The sequence below is a fragment of the Caballeronia sordidicola genome, from assembly GCF_001544455.2.
Classification (GTDB): Bacteria; Pseudomonadota; Gammaproteobacteria; order Burkholderiales; family Burkholderiaceae; genus Caballeronia; species Caballeronia sordidicola.
Map to the genome: position 1 here is coordinate 218,078 of NZ_FCOC02000009.1, position 17,798 is coordinate 235,875.

19 protein-coding genes are annotated in these 17,798 nt (G+C 60.0%); 7 read left to right on the top strand and 12 right to left on the bottom strand.

What is annotated here, in order from left to right; genetic code table 11:
* Positions 1–103: 103 nt before the first annotated feature.
* Positions 104–415, bottom strand: coding sequence for a hypothetical protein (locus AWB64_RS16700; RefSeq protein WP_060856529.1), 312 nt, complete (start codon positions 413–415; stop codon positions 104–106).
* Positions 416–461: 46 nt separating this feature from the next.
* Positions 462–1,586, bottom strand: coding sequence for an AbrB family protein (locus AWB64_RS16705; RefSeq protein ID WP_060856530.1), 1,125 nt, complete (start codon positions 1,584–1,586; stop codon positions 462–464).
* Positions 1,587–1,793: 207 nt separating this feature from the next.
* On the opposite strand from AWB64_RS16705, the gene AWB64_RS16710 reads away from it, so the two are divergent.
* The 4 genes from AWB64_RS16710 (at position 1,794) to AWB64_RS16725 (ending at position 6,110) form a co-directional block, all read left to right on the top strand.
* A complete protein-coding gene (locus AWB64_RS16710) occupies positions 1,794–2,417 on the top strand; it encodes a TetR/AcrR family transcriptional regulator (RefSeq protein ID WP_060856531.1) in 624 nt (207 codons plus the stop codon).
* Positions 2,418–2,446: 29 nt separating this feature from the next.
* Complete coding sequence (locus tag AWB64_RS16715; RefSeq protein ID WP_060856532.1) at positions 2,447–2,932, top strand: CPBP family glutamic-type intramembrane protease; 486 nt, start codon at positions 2,447–2,449, stop codon at positions 2,930–2,932.
* 434 nt (positions 2,933–3,366) lie between these two features.
* Positions 3,367–5,592, top strand: a complete 2,226-nt coding sequence (locus AWB64_RS16720; RefSeq protein ID WP_082850510.1) for a TonB-dependent receptor — start codon at positions 3,367–3,369, stop codon at positions 5,590–5,592.
* Positions 5,593–5,711: 119 nt separating this feature from the next.
* Entirely contained in the window at positions 5,712–6,110 is a 399-nt protein-coding gene (locus AWB64_RS16725; protein WP_060856533.1) for a DUF6632 domain-containing protein, read from the top strand.
* 25 nt (positions 6,111–6,135) lie between these two features.
* On the opposite strand, the gene AWB64_RS16730 is transcribed toward AWB64_RS16725, so the two are convergent.
* The gene (locus tag AWB64_RS16730; RefSeq protein WP_060856534.1) at positions 6,136–6,858 is read right to left on the bottom strand and encodes an SDR family NAD(P)-dependent oxidoreductase; all 723 of its coding nucleotides are present in this window, start codon (positions 6,856–6,858) and stop codon (positions 6,136–6,138) included.
* A 124-nt stretch (positions 6,859–6,982) separates the two neighbouring features.
* Between AWB64_RS16730 and AWB64_RS16735 the strand changes: the two genes are divergently transcribed.
* Positions 6,983–7,357, top strand: coding sequence for a winged helix-turn-helix transcriptional regulator (locus tag AWB64_RS16735; RefSeq protein WP_060856535.1), 375 nt, complete (start codon positions 6,983–6,985; stop codon positions 7,355–7,357).
* A gap of 50 nt (positions 7,358–7,407) precedes the next feature.
* Here the strand turns inward: AWB64_RS16735 and AWB64_RS16740 are convergent, their stop codons facing one another.
* From AWB64_RS16740 to AWB64_RS16780, 9 genes are all read right to left on the bottom strand, one after another.
* Positions 7,408–8,127 (bottom strand): DeoR family transcriptional regulator, encoded by a 720-nt coding sequence (locus AWB64_RS16740; protein WP_060856536.1) that lies wholly within the window; start codon positions 8,125–8,127, stop codon positions 7,408–7,410.
* Between the two features lie 135 nt (positions 8,128–8,262).
* Entirely contained in the window at positions 8,263–9,195 is a 933-nt protein-coding gene (gene mdcH / locus AWB64_RS16745) for a malonate decarboxylase subunit epsilon (protein ID WP_060856537.1), read from the bottom strand.
* Positions 9,192–9,830, bottom strand: a complete 639-nt coding sequence (locus AWB64_RS16750; RefSeq protein ID WP_060856538.1) for a malonate decarboxylase holo-ACP synthase — start codon at positions 9,828–9,830, stop codon at positions 9,192–9,194. The genes mdcH and AWB64_RS16750 overlap by 4 nt, the downstream gene beginning before the upstream one ends.
* Positions 9,815–10,624 (bottom strand): biotin-independent malonate decarboxylase subunit gamma, encoded by an 810-nt coding sequence (gene mdcE, locus AWB64_RS16755; protein WP_060856539.1) that lies wholly within the window; start codon positions 10,622–10,624, stop codon positions 9,815–9,817. Before mdcE ends, AWB64_RS16750 begins: the two co-directional genes overlap by 16 nt.
* Positions 10,624–11,469 carry a biotin-independent malonate decarboxylase subunit beta gene (locus tag AWB64_RS16760; protein WP_060856540.1) on the bottom strand — a complete coding sequence of 282 codons (846 nt, stop codon included), beginning with the start codon at positions 11,467–11,469 and terminating at the stop codon, positions 10,624–10,626. Before AWB64_RS16760 ends, mdcE begins: the two co-directional genes overlap by 1 nt.
* Positions 11,466–11,768, bottom strand: coding sequence for a malonate decarboxylase subunit delta (locus tag AWB64_RS16765; protein ID WP_060856541.1), 303 nt, complete (start codon positions 11,766–11,768; stop codon positions 11,466–11,468). Before AWB64_RS16765 ends, AWB64_RS16760 begins: the two co-directional genes overlap by 4 nt.
* A gap of 17 nt (positions 11,769–11,785) precedes the next feature.
* Positions 11,786–12,643 (bottom strand): triphosphoribosyl-dephospho-CoA synthase, encoded by an 858-nt coding sequence (locus tag AWB64_RS16770; protein ID WP_060856574.1) that lies wholly within the window; start codon positions 12,641–12,643, stop codon positions 11,786–11,788.
* A gap of 5 nt (positions 12,644–12,648) precedes the next feature.
* Complete coding sequence (gene mdcA, locus AWB64_RS16775; protein WP_060856542.1) at positions 12,649–14,325, bottom strand: malonate decarboxylase subunit alpha; 1,677 nt, start codon at positions 14,323–14,325, stop codon at positions 12,649–12,651.
* A 36-nt stretch (positions 14,326–14,361) separates the two neighbouring features.
* Positions 14,362–15,105 (bottom strand): GntR family transcriptional regulator, encoded by a 744-nt coding sequence (locus tag AWB64_RS16780; protein WP_060856543.1) that lies wholly within the window; start codon positions 15,103–15,105, stop codon positions 14,362–14,364.
* Between the two features lie 165 nt (positions 15,106–15,270).
* On the opposite strand from AWB64_RS16780, the gene AWB64_RS16785 reads away from it, so the two are divergent.
* The gene (locus AWB64_RS16785) at positions 15,271–16,578 is read left to right on the top strand and encodes an MFS transporter (protein WP_060856544.1); all 1,308 of its coding nucleotides are present in this window, start codon (positions 15,271–15,273) and stop codon (positions 16,576–16,578) included.
* 513 nt (positions 16,579–17,091) lie between these two features.
* Complete coding sequence (locus AWB64_RS32725) at positions 17,092–17,580, top strand: Arm DNA-binding domain-containing protein (protein ID WP_075643294.1); 489 nt, start codon at positions 17,092–17,094, stop codon at positions 17,578–17,580.
* The last annotated feature ends 218 nt before the right edge of the window (positions 17,581–17,798 follow it).

Genomic DNA, 17,798 nt, shown 5'->3' on the forward strand with positions numbered 1-17,798 from the left:
AATTATGGCCGCGCGAAGAGCGGGAATATAGGGGAGCGGCTGCGCATTCACTATTCCTCGCCGGGGAATAGTGACGTCTCGTTTCCGATGATGCTGACTGCTTTCAGTCCGCTCGCCGGTTTCGCTGAACCTTGCCAAAATGAAGCGACAGGTAGATCCCGATGGCGAGTCCCCCGGCAAGTCCCGCTGCGGCATCCGGGCCCATGTCCAGCGAGTTCGCGTTGTGCGCCGCGATCAGGAAGGCGATGGCGAGATTGGCGAATCCCCAGATTACGTTGACGAGCGGCGGGGAATTACCCACGCCTCTTGGCCGGGCAAACGGAGTAGGGAAAGCAAGTCCCTGCAAGCCGGAAGCCAGATGCGGGACGCAATTGCACACAAGCGCCCCGACGAAAAACGCCCAAACATGCTGCATGTGATTACCTCGATGGTAGTAGAAAATAAAAACGTCGCTGATGCGTTCAACAACTTCGAGTGTCTTCGGGTCCGGCGGTATCTGCCTTCACCGCAGTGCGCCGCGCGAGGAATCGGGCGGCCAGAGGACCGACGGCCAGCACGGCCACAAAGCGCGCCATCTGCATGGCCATCACGAAGCGCACATCCACGTTGCTCGACGCCGCGATGATCGCGACCGAATCCGCGCCTCCGGGACTTGTCGCCAGATACGCGGTCAGCGGGTCAATGCCGGCCACGGCGACGAGCGCTGCCCCAATCCCGCCGCACACTGCAATCAGGGCCAACGAGCACGCGATGATGCGGGGCAGCGCCCTTGCTGCGTGCGCAAGAAGCGCACGCGTGAATCTCAAGCCAATCCTCCAGCCCACGAACGCATAGGCCACGGCCAGCAACCAGTGCGGCAGTTCAATCGTGAGCCAGCCGTGACGCACCAGGACGACGCCGGCAACGAGCGTGACCAGCATCGGACCCATGGGGATTCGCAGCCGCCGTCCGAGAAGCGATCCAAGCACCGCGAGGGCGAGCGTCTTGGTCAGCGGCAACCAGGCGAGCGCGGGAAACCAGATGATCGCTGGTGCGACATGGTGCGGCCCCACGCCGCTTACCTTGGCCACGACGGAGGCGACCGCCGCCACCATCAGGACCCGCAGGTACTGCATGACGGCCACCAGTTGCGCGTCCGCGCCGTAAGCCTCGGCCATTAGCGTCATGATGGTCGCCGCGCCCGGGCTGACGCCCCATAACGCGGTAGTGCCCGGAAGGACGCGCATGCGGGCCAGCAGCCAACCGAGCACGCCGCTGGCCACGATCACGGAAAAAACGCCGGCGGCAAAAACGGGCCAGTGAACACTGAATTCGCCTACGGTCGACGACGGCAGCATTCCGGCGATCATGCAGCCGATGAGCCCTTGGACCGGGACGAAAGCGCGCGGCGTGAGCCGGAGTTTTCCGCCGTTGCCGCTAATGACGATCCCGGCAAGCAGAGGTCCGATCAACATGGCCGCTGGCACCCCAAGCCAGATGAGAACGGCGCCAAAGCCGACAGAGAGAACGATGAGCGCGGCCCACTGGAAGGCCGGCGTTGATTCCTCGATCCATCCTGAAAACCGGCGAAGCGTTTCATGAGTCATGGCTGGCGAGTGTGTGTGAGATCGGCGAGGGCAAGCGGCGGGTCAATCGCTTTTTGCGAGGATATCCTCGCAAAAATAGTAGAGGATGCCCTCGCATATGTCAACGATGACTGTAAAGAACCAATTTGGCCTCGATACATTAAGCTCCATGCGATGTAGTAAAATGAGAGGAAATACTCTCAAAACTTCGCATATCGGTTAGCCAGGATGAACTTGCCCAAACAGATTTCAGACGCCGCTCGTGGGTCCGAACCCAAAGGAGAAAAGGGCCGCCTGCGCGTTGCCGCGATCATGGAGGCTGGGGTTCAGGTGTTCACGGAGAAAGGTTATGACGCGGCGACCATGACCGAGATCGCTGCCCGCTCCGGGACGGCGATCGGCTCGCTTTATCGATTCTTTCCGTCAAAGGAGTCGCTCGCCGACGCGCTGCTGCTTCGTTACGCGCTTCACGTCAAGAATGGACTTGCCGAGATGGCGCAGCAGGTGTCGGAATTGCCGCTTGAAAGCGTGGCCGATGCGTTTGTCGACTTCATGCTTGTGCTGCAATCGCAGCGCAGCTTCGCAAATTCCCTGGTAGATGCGCGTGGGGCCAGCGCTGACGAACGCGCGCGGTTTCGCGAAGTGATGCGCGGGGGCGTGGCGGACATCCTGCGCCGGGCGATTCCCGGCTTGAGCCCGGCCAAGGCGAAGCTCATGTCGGTCGTGCTGCTTCACACACTCAAGGGCGTGGTCAATACCGCGAACGAAGAGCCCGCCATTCGAGCCATGCTCCTGACGGAAATCCGTGAACTCGTTCGCATCTATCTCGCGTCGGCATCCGGGCGCGGGTGAGGCGTGTTCTCCTGATCCAAAGAAAAACAATGCGCATCGCGACATACCAAACAGCCGTGAAGTGGTTGACTGGACTACCCACGGTAAAGCTGGTTCTGCTCGCGTTCGTGTGTACCTATGTTGCCGCCATTCCAACGATAGCCTTTGCTGTCTTTCATCCAGGAATGCCGTTCGGCGGCCCCGGCTGGGGAAAGAACGATCTCCTCAGGATTCTTTTGCTTGGCTGCTTATTGGCGCCGCTGCTTGAGACGGCAATAACGCAATGGGCTTGCATCCGACTTTTAGAAAAGCTCCGTTTTCCCACCGGAATGGCGATCGTGGTATCTGCCGCATTCTTTGCGTCAGGCCACAACTACAGCACGCTGTATATGTGCATGACATTTCTTATCGGACTGGTGCTTGCATCGGTATTTGCGATTGAGGATGCGAGAGACGGGCACCCGTTTTTAGCGACTCTTGCAGTCCATGCCTTGCGAAACTGGGTAACGGCTGGGTTCACGGTTTTCGTCCTGTGAACGGGAAAGCGGGCATTTTTATGCTCCCGGGCCAAACACCCCGTTAGACGCCGCGACAACTTCATGACAATCCATTGATCTCCTTGCAACGGGGTAGCGCTCACAGGCTTGTAACAACTCGTAATGAATGCGCTTGAGCGCGCCGGAATAAATGTGTGACCGGTTCGTTGAAAGGGGGCTGGCAAAGTTCGCTTTCGCGTTTGTCCATCGATATCAGGGAAGCCGAAAGGCGCGTTGAATTCTGTATCGAACTTCGCGAAGAAACGGTGCAAACGTGAATAAGAAGGGCTAATTTCGGCTTTTTTTTGAATATAAATCGTAACGATTTGCATTTACAGATTAAGCCTGAGCACGGCCTTATCAGCCTTGGACTGCAAACCCTGCGCTCGCATACGACATGACAACCGGCACCACGCAAAACAGGAGAATGGAACGTGAAGAAAATCGATGTCCGAAGGTTCGGAAAAAAGGCAAGCGCGGGCTTGGCCGGGTCACTCGTTGCACTGACGCTGGCCCATCCGGCAGCGGCTCAGGAAACGCCGCCATCCGGCAACAAGACAGGCAACGCGGTTGAAGCGCCGACATTGCCGCCCGTACAGGTCCGTGCAACATCCGGGCTGGCTCAGAACGATAACGTGAACGACCCCAGCCAGATCACGGGTGTAAGCAAGACGGGAACCGCGCTCAAGGACTTGCCCGCGAGCGTGCAGGTGATTCCGCGCGCGCTCCTGACCGAGCAAGGCGCGACCATGCTGCGTCAAGGCGTCAGCAATGCCAGCGGCGTGAACGTCGGCGGTCAGGATACCAAGGGCTATTACGATCACTTCCTGGTCCGTGGCCTGAACGCGCAGATCTATAACGACGGGTTCTCCGACGGCGACTTGCTGGGCGGCATCTCGCATTCGTTGAATGGCGTGGAGCGCATCGAGGTTCTGGAAGGTCCCGGCTCGGCGCTGTTCGGCAGCGGACCCCCTGGAGGCACGATCAATATCGTCCACTACGCGCCGTCCTCCGATTTCCATTTTGGCGGCAATGTGCAGTCGGGTTCGTTTGGCACCATCGGCGGTAGCGGTTATGTGACGGGACCGACCGGAATTTCGGGCTTGAACTATCGCGTCGACGCAACGGTATCGCGCTCCGATGGATTCCGTGATCTGGCCAGCCGCGATGAAGAAATCCGCCCGGCGTTCGAATGGAAGCTCGACAATCACAAGATCGATTTCTCAATCGATGCACGAGACATTCACGAAACGCCCGACTCGTACGGCCTGATCTATTTCAATGGATCGCCCATTACGGGCGTATCGCGCGACGCGAAATATTCGACGCCGTTTGCGTTCGCTCGCGGCAACTACGTTCGCCCGACGCTTACCGACGAGTGGAAGGTCAACGACTTCCTGACCATCAACAACCGCTTTTCGTATTTGCACCGCAGCCTCGACGTGCTGGGCAACGGCGACAGCACGAGTACGAAGGTGAGCGGCAATCAAGTGGTCGGCAGGCAACTGCGCCAGCAGGACGATTCGGATAACAGCATCGACTATCAGTTGGAGCCGGTGTGGCGCTTCGCGACCGGCAGCGTCAAGCACACGTTGCTGACGGGCTTCGAGTATCAGCACCAGACCATCGATACCGAACGCAGCACGGCAGATCTGCCGAACATTCCGAATGCATTCGCCCCGGTGCCACCGGAGACTTCGCTGGCCGGGCTGACGTTTCTCTGCGACGCCAAGCACTCGTGCGACAACGATCATCTGCTCGCCAATTACTACAGCGTTTATGCAACCGATCAGATCGACGTCACCGACAAGCTGAAAATCCGCGCGGGCGTACGCAAGGATTGGTGGGACACGTCGTTGACGCCGAACATCACGGTGCCTGGACGGTTCGACACGCAGGGAGACCCGCTCGTGGCCGGCATGACCAACACGCGCAACGACGCGCCGGTGAGCTGGAACGTCGGCGTGCTGTACAAGGTACTGCCGTGGATGTCGCCGTACTTTGGCATCTCGAAGAGCCATCTCGCTAACTTCAACTCCGAGAATACGCAAAATGGCATTGGCGCCCCGGAATCCGCGCTGCAATACGAAGCAGGCATCAAGTTTTCGTTTCTCGATGACAGGTACGTCCTGAACACGGCGCTATTCGACGTAAAGCGCGACAACGTGGCGTCGCTGACAACCATAAACAATATCGAAAGCGTCGTCTTCGACAGTCAACGCACGAAAGGCGCGGAAGCGTCCCTGGACGCGAGCCTCACGTCGCAATGGCATGTTATCGCCAATTTCACGGCGCAACAGGCGAAGATCACGGACAATCCGCAAGGTATTACGTCGGTCGGCAATCATCCTCAGGGCGCACCGGCGTACATCGCGAACTTGTGGACTACGTACAATTTTTCCATCGCGGGCGTGCCGGGTTTCCATGTCGGCGCGGGTGTCAACTATGTCAGCAAGACCTATAGCGATATCACGAACGTCAATTCCATTCCGTCGTATGTGATCGCGAATGCTGCAATTGGCTATGAAGCGCCCAAATGGGGAATCGATCTCAACGTTCACAATCTGACGGACCGGCGTTACTTCGTGGCGGCGAATGCCGCGGGAGCGTACGAGGGTGAATCGTTGAGCGCGTTCGTCAACGTCCACGCCAATTTTTGAGCGCGAAGAAAGTGGCGAGTAACAGGCGGATACGGAAAAGCGGCGCGGGGTACTCCGAAAAAAACGGCCGCATACAGGTGTAATGTATGCGGCAGGCACGCCGCCCCGAGGAGACCGTCATGAACGACACACAACGACTCGCTGCCTTGCGCATCGCCTTGATTGTCGTCGGTCTGATCGCCGTATTCGCGATCTGGCCGTTAATGATCCTGTGGCCATCCGGCTGGACGTGGCACAGCGGCCATTCCGACTATCCGCTGATGATCGTGGGGATATACGCGACGCTCGGCGTGTTTCTGCTGATTGCGTCGCGTGATCCGATGAAGCATCTGAGCCTGATCTGGTTCACGGTGTGGTCGAGCGTCGTGCACGGCACGATCATGGCGGCGCAATCCTTCGGCGTCGAAGCGGGCGGGGCGCACCATCTCGGCCATTTATTCGGCGATGTGCCTGCGCTGTTCGTTGTCGCGGCCGCGCTCGCTTTCTTGACGCCGCGCGGCGACAAGGTGCGCGCCTGACGCGTCGCCGCGGCTGCAAACTTCCTCAAACCTGAGCCATGCCGCCATCGACAAACAACTCGCTTCCGGTCATGAAGCTGCTTTCGTCGGATGCGAGGAACAGCGCGGCAGCGGCGGTTTCTTCCGGCTTCCCGATGCGTCCGAGCGGCGTCTGCGCGGTCAGACCGGCAATCATCGCTTCCTGATCGCTCGCCGGAACAAGACCATCGAGCAAGCCCGGCGTGGCGGTTGCCCCGGGAGACAGCACGTTCACGCGGATGCCGGTGCCCTTCAGATCCAGCGCCCAGCTTCGCGCAAGGTTGCGAATGGCAGCCTTGGTCGCGCTATACACGCTGAAAGCCGGCGTGCCCTTTGAACCGGTGGTCGAGCCGGTGAGGATGATCGACCCGCCCGCCGTCATCAGCGGCAGCGCCTTCTGAACCGTGAACAGCGTCCCCTTCACGTTGACGCCGAAGGTCCGGTCGAACGACGCCTCGGTAATGGCCCCAAGGGGCTGCATGTCGCCCAATCCTGCATTGGCGAACAGGACATCGATTCGTCCGTGCTCCGACTTGATCGTGGCAAAGATGCGATCGAGGTCCTCGAGTCTGGAGATATCTCCCTGGATCGATGTCGCACCCTGTCCGATTGCCTTGAGCGCCCGATCCAGCGCCTCCTTTCGACGGCCGACGATAACCACCTTCGCACCTTCCGCCGCGAAGCGCGTAGCCGCCGCCAGTCCAATGCCGCTATTGCCGCCCGTCACCACGGCAATTTTCCATCGAGCCTGCTCATAATCACCTCCTGAGGAATCAAGTAGGGAAGAGTAGACTTGAGCGAACAATTTGAACAGTATTTACCTTTTGGTAAGTACCTTGGCCGGAGTATCAGAAATGTCGACGATGAGCTTTACCTGCGGGCTGGACGCCGCTTTAGCGGTGCTTGGCGCGAAATGGAAACCCTTGATCCTGTTTCATCTCGCCCATGGCGTGCATCGCTATGGCGAACTGAAGCGTGCGGTGGGCGGCGTCAGCGACAAGGTGCTGATTCAGCAATTGAAAGAACTGCAGATGGACGAAGTGATCGAGCGAATCGACTTTAAGGAGATTCCGCCGAAGGTGGAATATTCCCTCACTGATTTTGGGCGGTCTCTGGCTGCGGCTTTAGCGCCGCTTTGCGCGTGGGGCGTTGAGCATATGAGCACCGTAGAGCGAATCAGCCTTCGCCGGCGCGCTGACGCCAGCATGGAGGACAGCAAAGTGCGGTGACGTACTTATCGGAAAGGTGACGGCCTGCATCTGGATGGGCCATTTCACCATCACTTCCTCCAGCTCATCCCCGTCTCCGTAATCACGGAATCGAACTGTTCCAGTTGCGAGAACCGCAGCGCCTTGACCTTCCCCAGCTTGCTGGCGTCGACAACAAGATGTCTTTCAACAGCGCTCTCCATTGCCGCCTGCTTGATCGCCACCTCGTGGAAATTCCAGCACGTCACGCCGCGCGTTTCGTCCACGCCACCCGCCGATATGAACGCCTTGTTGATCCCCATCCGCTTGAGCGTCTCGATGCTTTCATCGCTGGAAAACGAATCCGATGACGGCGCATAAACGCCGCCCAGCAAGATCATCCGGACGTTCGGCTTGCGCCGCAGAATCTCGGCCACATTCAGCGAATAACACACGACCGTCAGATGCATTTCCACAGGAATCAGCCGCGCCAAGGTAGTGAGCGTCGTGCCGCAGTCGATGAAGACCGTCTCGCTGTCCACCAGCAAGCGCGCGGCAACCGCCGACGCGTCCGCCTTGGCTTGCGCGAAGTGATCCTTTTCTTCGTCTATGGTATAGCCCGAACCATTGGGCACGTCCGAAGCGCGAACGATATAACCGCCAAGATAAGTGAAGGTCCCGGGACTCGATGCAATGTCGCGGCGCACCGTCATCTCCGATACATCCAACAGGGTCGCGGCGTCGCGAAGGCGCATGACGCTTTGTTCGCGCAAGGCTTCAGCAAGAATACGGAGGCGTTCGCTCTTGGTCATTGGGGAGAACGTGAGGGCGCGCGGCCAGCACCGAGTTATGAGTTGTTAGATTATGTTCGCCGGATGAAATGATTATAACAAGCGCGAGCGCGGAAAATGCTTTCCAATGTCGCCGGACGTATCTGAAGTTGCCCGCTAACAGCCGGCGGCGCGTGAGCGGATCAGCGCCGCAGCCGAACTGATCGACGTCTGCTCCACGGCGACCTTCGCGATACCCGGAAGGGCGTCGTCGGCGAGTTGCGTGAGCGTGCGCCCCGGCGGCATTTCCACGAACACCTGCATTCCGAGTTCGCTCAGCACGATGGTCGAGTCGTGCCACCGGACGGGATAACGCAGGTTCGTCGCGAGGTCCAGGCGCACCGCTTCGGCCTGCCGCAACGGACGCGCACCACGATTGCCGATGTACGGAATCGACGGCGCATTGAACGCGATCTTGCTTGCGGCTTCGGTGAGTTCGCGGGATGCGCTGTCGAGAAGCACGCAGTGCGACGGCACGCTTACCGCCAGGCGCTCGGCTTTGCGCGCGCCCGCGCGAAGCGCTGCCTGGCGCACCAGTTCGAGGTCGTTATCGGCGCCGGCCACCACGATCTGCCGTGGCGCGTTGAGGTTCGCGATGAACGCAGCCTTCGCATGCGTACCGGCAATGACGGCGTCCACTTCACGCTCGCCAAGCCCCGACATGGCAAGCATGCCGTAGCCCTGCGGATAAGCGCGCTCCATCAATTGCGCGCGCAGTTGCAGGAGCCTCAAAGCGTCATCGAAACTGATGGCGTTCGCCGCAACCGCTGCGCCGTATGCGCCTACCGACAACCCCGCGACCGCATCCGGCACGATGCCTTCATCGCGCAACGCACGCACCGTTGCAACGCCGGCGACAAACAAACCAAGCTGCACGGCAATGGTCGATCTCAATGTGTCGGCGCTATCGAGGTCAAGGACGTTCATATGCAACACGTCCGATGCCTCTTCGAAAGTCGACGCAATCCGCGCATGCGGCGAAGTTCCACCGAGCGTGTGCAGGAAGCCCGCGTACTGCGAGCCCTGGCCGGGAAAAAGGAAAGCGATCATGCGGTGCGGCTCGCTTGCCAGGGATCGGTGACGAGCTTCACGCCATCGGCTGATCGCAGCATGACGTGTGCGCCGGAACGTGCAAACTCAGCGAGAGAAAATGCGCCTTCGCACGTTTCGATCTGAACGTCGATGCGTGTTTTGTGTTCAAGAGCGGCGGCCGAAAGTGCATCGAACAGCTTCTTTGCTATAGAACGGCTTAAGGGTTCAGGCGCGCGCATTACAAGATCGAGATCGCTTGTATCGGTGACCGTCGGACATCCGCTTGCCAATTCGAAGCCCACGCTGCCCGCGGGTCCCCACGCGTATCCGGAGGAATCGCAGATAGGTGTTATGGTCCCGAGCAAGCGGAACGCCGCTAACGCCGCGCGAGTCGAGCACGGCTTTTTCATGCGAAGGACTTCGGGCGAGAGCACTTCCCGAACGTGCACCGGATCAATCCATGAACCGAAACGCTCGCTGCGCACCGCACCGCGAATTCCCACTGCAATGCGTCCCTCCAGATCGTACGCACGACGAACCACCACGAACGGTGCGCGTTCCAGTGAAGCTGCAACCCATGCAGGCGCATCCGCAAAAGCAGGCGTGTCTGGTCCGAGCCGCAGCAAGTCGTGCGGGCTCACGGCGCGTCCCATTGCTCCGCCATGCGCTTGCGCACTTCTATGGACGCAGCACGAATGCGTTTTGCATCCGCCGATTGCAAGCGTGACGAAAGATCGTTCGGACCTCGGCGGGCATCGTCCACGGCCGCGATCAACGAAGCCTGAACGCGCGCCACATCTTCGCGCGTGGGGGTATCGGCATTGATCCCTTCTATCAGTTCATGCAAGAGCCCAAGCTTTGCATACGCGCTCATCTTGTACGACATCGGCAGTACGCGATCACCGAGTTCATCGAGTCCCTCCACGCTGCGGCGTGTGACGCGCGCAGCCGCTTCCTTGCCCATTGCGTGCACGCTGATGCCGCTCGCGTCCAGCGCGATGATGCGGTTCGCCTGATAACCATGCGCGAGGAACGCGCCCGACATGGCGGGGCCGACAATCAACGCGATCACCGGATGCCCGGCGAGCCGCGCGCTCGCATAGGCGTCCACGCCCGCCGCGCACGCGAGATGGACACCAAGCAGTTCCTCGCGACGGCCATACGCCTGGCTTTTCACATCGACGATAGCAATGATCGGGCGCTTCACCGTTGCCTCGCGATCCGCGTCCATTGCCTCGCGCACCGCTCGCGCGAGCAGCCAGCCTTGTTCTAGTCCGACCACGTTGTCGGTGGCGCGCGGGAAGCGGTTGTGCGGGTCCGGAACAATGGCGATAAAGCGCGCGGTGGCATCGCCAAGCGCGGCGTCGGCACGGCGAACCGGACCATCGTCGTTAGCTTCACGCGATGTCAGCGCGTTGAACCAGATTTGTCCGCGTGTGGCGCTCATCATGCGTCTCCTTGCCAAAGCGTGCGCAGCACGGCGGGATCGATTGCCGAAGGATCGACGCGCGCAAGCCGTTCGAGTTGTTTATCGACTTGTTCCGTGCGGTGACTTTGTGGCAGGCCACTTTCGAATGCGCTCAGCACCGCGTCACGGACCTGATCCGTATCGTCTTCCACGAGCGTATCCACAAGGCCGACCGCCGCGCGTTGCTCGCCGCCGATCATCGACCAGATGAGCTTCCGGTCACGCGAATCGAGCTCTTCAACGCCCGCTTCCTGTTCGATCACCTCCGGTCCGTTCATGCCAAGCCGCGCCTGGCGCGTCATCACGAGATAGCTGCACAAGGCCGCGGCCAGCGACATTCCGCCGAAGCATCCCACCATCCCGCCGATCACGCCGACCACCGGCACATGGCGACGCAACGCGACAATCGCCGCCTGGATCTCCGCGATCACCGCGAGCCCGAGATTGGCTTCCTGCAGCCGCACGCCACCGGTTTCGAACAGGATCACGGGGCGTATCGCGCGGCCCGCTTCGAACTCGCGCAATGCAAATTCAAGCGATGCCGCGATCTTCGCGCCCGACACTTCGCCAATGCTGCCGCCTTGAAACGCAGGCTCGATCGCGGCAATGACCGCAGGTTCACCGCCGAGCGTTCCGCGCGCGATCACCGCGCCATCGTCGGACTGGCAGACTACGTTCTGCATCGCGAGCCATGGCGACTCGAGCCGGTCGAACGGCCCGAGTAACTCGCGGGACGTGCCCGGATCGAGCAGCGCGCGAGCACGTTCGCGCGCCGTCAGTTCTATGAAACTATGCCGTGCAATAAAGCTGTCGTGAGCGTTCATGGCGTGACTCCTTCGCTGGCTTCCACTACTTCGGCCAGCCGCAGCATCACGACGCCGGGTGTTGCGCCGAAGTCGTTCAATTCGAGTTTGGCGGCGCCGTCGTATCGCGAGAAAAACCGGTCGAGCACACTTTTCCAGACATGTTCATATCCGTCGACGCTCGTGCGGATCACGACTTCCGCACGATCCGTTGCCGATGGCGACAGCAGGATTTCCAGGTCTCCCGAACCAACGACACCCACATGCGCGCGTTGCGGCACGAGGCGTGTGGCGGGGTATTCGTAGCGCAGCTTTTCCATGGCGGAATCTCTCAGCGTCAGCCGACGCAGGCAAGGGTATCGAGAAAGAGCGTCGCGGCGAGCAAGTCCGCCGCTCCACCGGGCGACGCGTTCAATTCCAGCAACGTCCGGTCCAGACGCAGGAGCGCCGCGTAGCCTTCACGTTGCGATGCGCCGCCTGCTTGCAATACTTCGAGCGCGCCGGATTGCGCGGCTTCCAAAGCAACGCGGCCGCCCCGATGCAGAAGACAGGTGTCATCGAGCGTGGCGATGATGGCCGCCAACGCGTCGAGCCGCGCGGCGTTTTCGGAGGCGCCTTTTGAGCGGGAATCGCGCAGGGCGGGCAACCCGGCGTGAAGCACATGAGGAAAACCTTCTGCCGCCTGTCCTCGCGCACCGGCAACGCCAAAGCGTTGAATGACGCAAGCGCCATGTGTCGATGCAATGGACGAAGGCGCAAAACGATCCTCGAAGCGCGAGATAGCGGCGGCTTGCGAACACAGCGTTTCCGGATCGCTGGCGGGGTTCATCGCGGCTGCTGCAACCAGCAGCCCGACAATCCATATCGCGCCACGATGCGCATTGCTGCCGCCTGTTGCGCGCAGCATCGCGACTTCGCCTTCGCGGCCGATCCGCGCAAGCTGCTCGCGCAATCGTTGCGACGGTTCGGCATTTACCGACGCACGCGCCAGTGCAAGAAAGGTCGGCCGCAATGCACGAGCGGAACGCAGCATTGTGTTGAGGTCGAGATCACGATGCGCTCCGCTGCCACGCCGATCCACCAGCGCGGGTTTTGGCGTGAGGCAGGCTTCGTCGATCAACGCATTGACTGCGAGGTCGGCGAGCACCGACTGGTCGCATGCGGTGTCTTCAATGAGAGCGTGAGCGCAGCGCATGGCGCTCACCAGCCGCGAAATTTCGCGGGCGGCTGATACAAGCCGCCGGACCACGCCACCAGATCATCGATACTGCGCGCCGCGAGCAGCGAGCGCTTCGCTTCGCCGCGCCGAATGCCGAGGTCTTCCGGATACGCCACCACGCCGCGCCGGCGCAACTCCGCGGTCTTGGCCGGGTCGGCGCGCATGCCGATGGGTGTCACGCCGGCCACCGCCCGCAACGCCGCACGGCGCTCCTCAACGCCCTCTGCCGCGTGCAGATACGCGATCCCTTCCTCGGTGACCACGTGGCTCACGTCGTCGCCGTAGATCATCACCGGCGCGATCGGCATGTTGCTTTGCTTGCCGACGGCGATGGCATCGAGCGCATCGACAATGGTCGGCTCACCGCCTTTCTTGAACGTCTCGGCGGTCTGCACGACCAGTTTATGGCCGCGGCTTATTGCGCTGTTGGGTCCGTCGCTTTTCATCAACGATAACCACGCTTTGCTCGAATGCCGGCGTCCGCGCGGGTCGTGCCCCATGTTTGGCGCGCCGCCAAAACCGGCGAGACGGCCGAGCGTCACCGTCGAGGAATTCGCGTCCGCGTCCATCTGCAATGTCGAGCCGATAAACAGATCAACGCCGTATTGCCCGGCGAGCTGGCACAGCACGCGGTTCGAGCGCAGGCTGCCATCGCGTCCGGTGAAGAACACGTCGGATCGCGCTTCAATGTAGTCTTCCATTCCCACTTCGCTGCCGAAGCAATGCACGCTCTCCACCCATCCGCTTTCGATGGCGGGAATCAAGGTGGGATGCGGATTGAGCGCCCAGTGCGTGCAGATCTTGCCCTTGAGGCCGTGCGCCGCGCCATACGTGGGCAGGAGCAGTTCGATGGCGGCGGTATCGAAACCGATGCCGTGATTCAACGCCCGCACGCCATAACGTTCGTAAATGCCGCGCAGGGTCATCATGGCCATGAGAATCTGCAATTCGCCGATATGACGCGGATCGCGCGTGAACAACGGCTCGACCGCGAATGGCCGGTCCGCCTGCACGACCACATCGACCCATGAGCCGGGGATGTCGACACGCGGCAGTTCATCGACGATCTCGTTCACCTGCGCGACCACGATGCCATGACGAAATGCCGTCGCTTCTACAATGGTTGGCGTGTCTTCGGTATTCGGACCTGTGTAGAGATTGCCGTGCCGGTCGGCCTGCACTGCGCATACAAGCGCCACCTGTGGCGTCAGGTCGATGAACATACGCGCATATAGTTCGATATACGTATAAATCGCGCCAATCTCGAGTTGTCCGTCCTCGAGCAATTGCGCGACCCTCAGGCTCTGTGGACCGGCGAACGAGAAGTCCACCTTGCGCGCGATCCCGCGTTCGAACAACGTCAGGTGCTCCGGCCGGCTGATACTCGATATCAACAGATGCACGTCATGCACGCGCGACGGATCGAGCTTCGCGAACGCACGCGAAAGAAAATCCGCCTGCTTCTGATTGTTGCCTTCCAGCGCGACGCGGTCGCCGGATTGAATCAGCGTTTCCAGTGCATCGACAATGCGTTCCGATTTCAGCACGCCGCCATCGAGCCAGCCTTCGATTGCCTTCAGTCGCCGCGCCTTCTCCAGCGCTCGCGTGTTCCATTGGCGCGGCGCTGGGGCGGTTTCGGCGTGTTCGGAAGAATTCATGCGGTGGCCTCGGGTATGTCTTTTGAAGTCGGGCGCTTACGCTGACTTCGCTGTAGTGGAGGAGCGGCGGCGCTTCTTTGGCTGCGAGGCGTGTGCCTGCTTTTGCGCGTCATGAAGGAAACGATAAACCAGTTCGCCGGTCGCGAGCAGATGACGTGCAACCAGTGTCTGTGCCGCTTCGGTATCGCGAGCGTGCAGTGCCTGGAGAATGGCTTCGTGTTCGGCGTCGGACTGGCCCTTGAACGTGGGCATGCCGAACTTGAGACGCAGATACCGCTCGCCCCTCCGGTGCATGGTGCCAATCAGTTCCATCAGGTGCGGGCGTTCGGCGGGCGCATACAGACTCATATGAAACTGCTCGTTGCGCACAACATATAGCGCGGGATCAGGCTCGTTCGCAGCAGCTTCGAGCAGTTCGCGCGCCTCGGCAAGCGTTGCATCAGTATGGCGCTCGATTGCGATGCCTATCGCCAGACTTTCCAGCGATGCACGAATCTCGTAGATTTCGCGCGCCTCGTCAGGCGATTGAAGGCTGACCGATGCGCCCCGATTCTGTTCGATGGTGACCCAGCCTTCGCTGTCCAGTTGCCGGAACGCTTCGCGCACGGGAATGGCGCTCACTGAAAACTGCCTGGCAATGGCGTCCTGTCGTAGCGGCTCGCCCGGCAACAACGTACCTTCCACGATCGCCGAACGCAACGCATCCGCAATGTAACGGGACGTGCTTTGACGGGGTTCGAACTGCGCCTCGCGAAATGCCGGACTCAACTCGTTTTTCATGCGCGTTATTCACCGAAGCTAGGTACAAGTGCGGAGTGGTCATCCGTGCGATTTCAAATATTATATATGAAATCGCACCTTAAGCCTTCATGCAAGACCCGGTGCTTACCCGCAGACGCCCGATCCACGCACTAGAGCGCGTCGCTTTCAACCAGGAAGACATTCATGCCACGCACACTGGAACCATCGATCGCTGCCGCCCGGCGCACGCGAACGCCGCTGAACCGGACCCAGATCGTGGGTTTCTGGGGCGCGTGGGCGGGCTGGACGCTCGACGGAATGGACTCGTTCATCTACGCGCTGGTGTTGGCGCCGGCCCTGACAGAACTGTTGCCTCGTTCCGGCTATGCCGCCACGCCTGCGAATGTCGGCCTTGCTGGATCGATCCTGTTTGCGCTGTTTCTGGTGGGATGGGGTTTGTCGTTCATTTGGGGGCCGCTCGCTGACCGGTTTGGGCGCACCAAGGTGCTGGCCGCGACCATCTTCACGTTTGCGATTTTTACCGGGCTCGCCGCGACTTCGCATAGCGTTTGGGAACTGGGGATCTACCGGTTTCTGGCGGGCGTGGGCATTGGTGGAGAGTGGGCGCTCGCGGGTACGTATGTGGCGGAGGCCTGGCCTGAAGACCGGCGCAAGATGGGCGCCGGATATCTGCAGACGGGTTATTACGCCGGCTTCTTTATTGCTGCGGCGCTGAACTACACCATTGGCGCGACGTTTGGCTGGCGCGCAATGTTCCTGGTCGGCGTGGTGCCGGTCGTTGTGTCGATCATCGTGTTGCTGCGCGTGAAGGAAACCGACAAGTGGCAGAAGGTCGAGGCAACGGTGGTCAAGCAGGCCAGTTCGTTGCGTTCGATTTTTTCCGCGCAATACCGGCAGCGGACGATTGTTGCGACCGTGTTGCTGACCGTGGCGATTATTGGGTTATGGGCGGGGGCGGTGTATGAGCCTTCGGCGGTGATTCAGCTTGCGACGAAGGCCGGCATGACGAAGCCGGAAGCTGCGCGCATGGCGTCGATTGCGACGGGGTTATTGTCCATCGGTACGATTGTTGGATGTCTTGCGTTGCCGCCGATTGCGGAGAAGATCGGGCGTAGGCTTACGCTTGCGGTGTATTTCATCGGGATGGCAGTGTCGATTGTGCTGGCGTTTGGTTGGGCCTTTTATCTTGAGAACGGGCTCGTGCCGTTTATTGCCTTGCTGGTGGTGTTGGGGTTTTTTGGCGGGAATTTTGCTCTTTTCAGTTTGTGGCTGCCGGAGCAGTTTGAAACCCGCGTGAGAGCGACGGCGTTCGCGTTCTGTACATCGATTGGACGGTTTTTTGGGGCTATTGTGAATTTTGGCATCGGCGCGATGGTGCTGCACATGAAGACGCTCGGCGTGCCGATTGCACTAACTGCTGTCGCGTTTTTGATTGGTTTGGCAGTGATTCCGTTTGCGCCTGAAACGAAGGGGCAGGATTTGCCAGGTTGATAGGGCTGGGGCGGCGTGGGCGGGGTCCTGCTTTTTAGGGCTTCGTGCGTTCCCTGTTCGTTGGTCCTTTTTAGCACTGTTAGCCACTGTCCGTGGCGGGACTTCGTTTCTTTTTCCAACGGCGAAAAAGAAACGAAGCAAAGAAAACGCCTTCTAACCGCCAATTCTTAAGGAGACCAAGCGTGCAGTTTCGTCTGCTTGGGACTTCAAAAGAACGCTCAGCGTAAAACCACAGACAGTTGAACGCCTTCCCCTTCGTTCACGGATACCCACACGCTTCGCCACCCGTGTCTGTGGCAGTCAAACTCAAACCCGCGCGGCGCACCACCGCCGCATTAGCTAGACTTTCTCCGAGTTAAGGGCGTTTATTCCAGTTCAACTCCATCGAAAAATGAATGGGTAGGCAAAGGAGTAGTCGCATCGCATTTACCACGGAGAAAGCATATGTAACACCCACCGTCTCACCGCGCCCGTCTGCAAGATGATAACCAAACCTGGCTACCATTGGACGGCATGGGACTTTACTTGCCAGTGTCACCCGCTGGCACGAAAGGCTGGCTTTTCAAATACACCTTATTCGGTCGCCCGCGCGGAATGGGACTGGGTGCTTACCCCGCTATCCAATTAGCCGAGGCTCGTAATCTGATCGCCATTGCGCGATCGCTGAAAGCTAAGGGCGAAGACCCGCTCGTGGCGAAACAGCGCACGCGCCGAATTGCGTGGGCGGTTGCCGCCAATCGCATGACCGTGGAAGCGGTTGCTAAAACAATACATCCGCATTCAGTCGGCTGCCTGGACCGCGAAGTACGCAGCCGAATGGCAGCGCACATTCGACCAGTACGTGAAAGGAACGGCCCCGCGCGACTTCACCCGTCACCGAGGCGCGTACTGATCTCTCTCCGCGCGCTTGAAGAGTGGAAGCGTAAGAGACCGTCGGGAGTGGTTAAGCACAAACGACAAAGTTTCTTGCTGGCGATCCGGATGAGCGAAACAGTGGTTTGATCGGTGCGGATGCCCAGCCTTCACTGGATCGCCCTGAAGGGTATACCCGCGCTTGCTGTTCCATTAAGAGTTTTCGTATGTAAAGCGGGAGTTCGCTTCGGCATTCTGTGAAAGATCAAAAATCTTAAATAATACGAGAGGGTTATCCGCAGAATGAGCATCGTGACGCGATCAGAAATATCACAGGGCGCGCTTCCAGGCCACGCGAGCTACTTCCT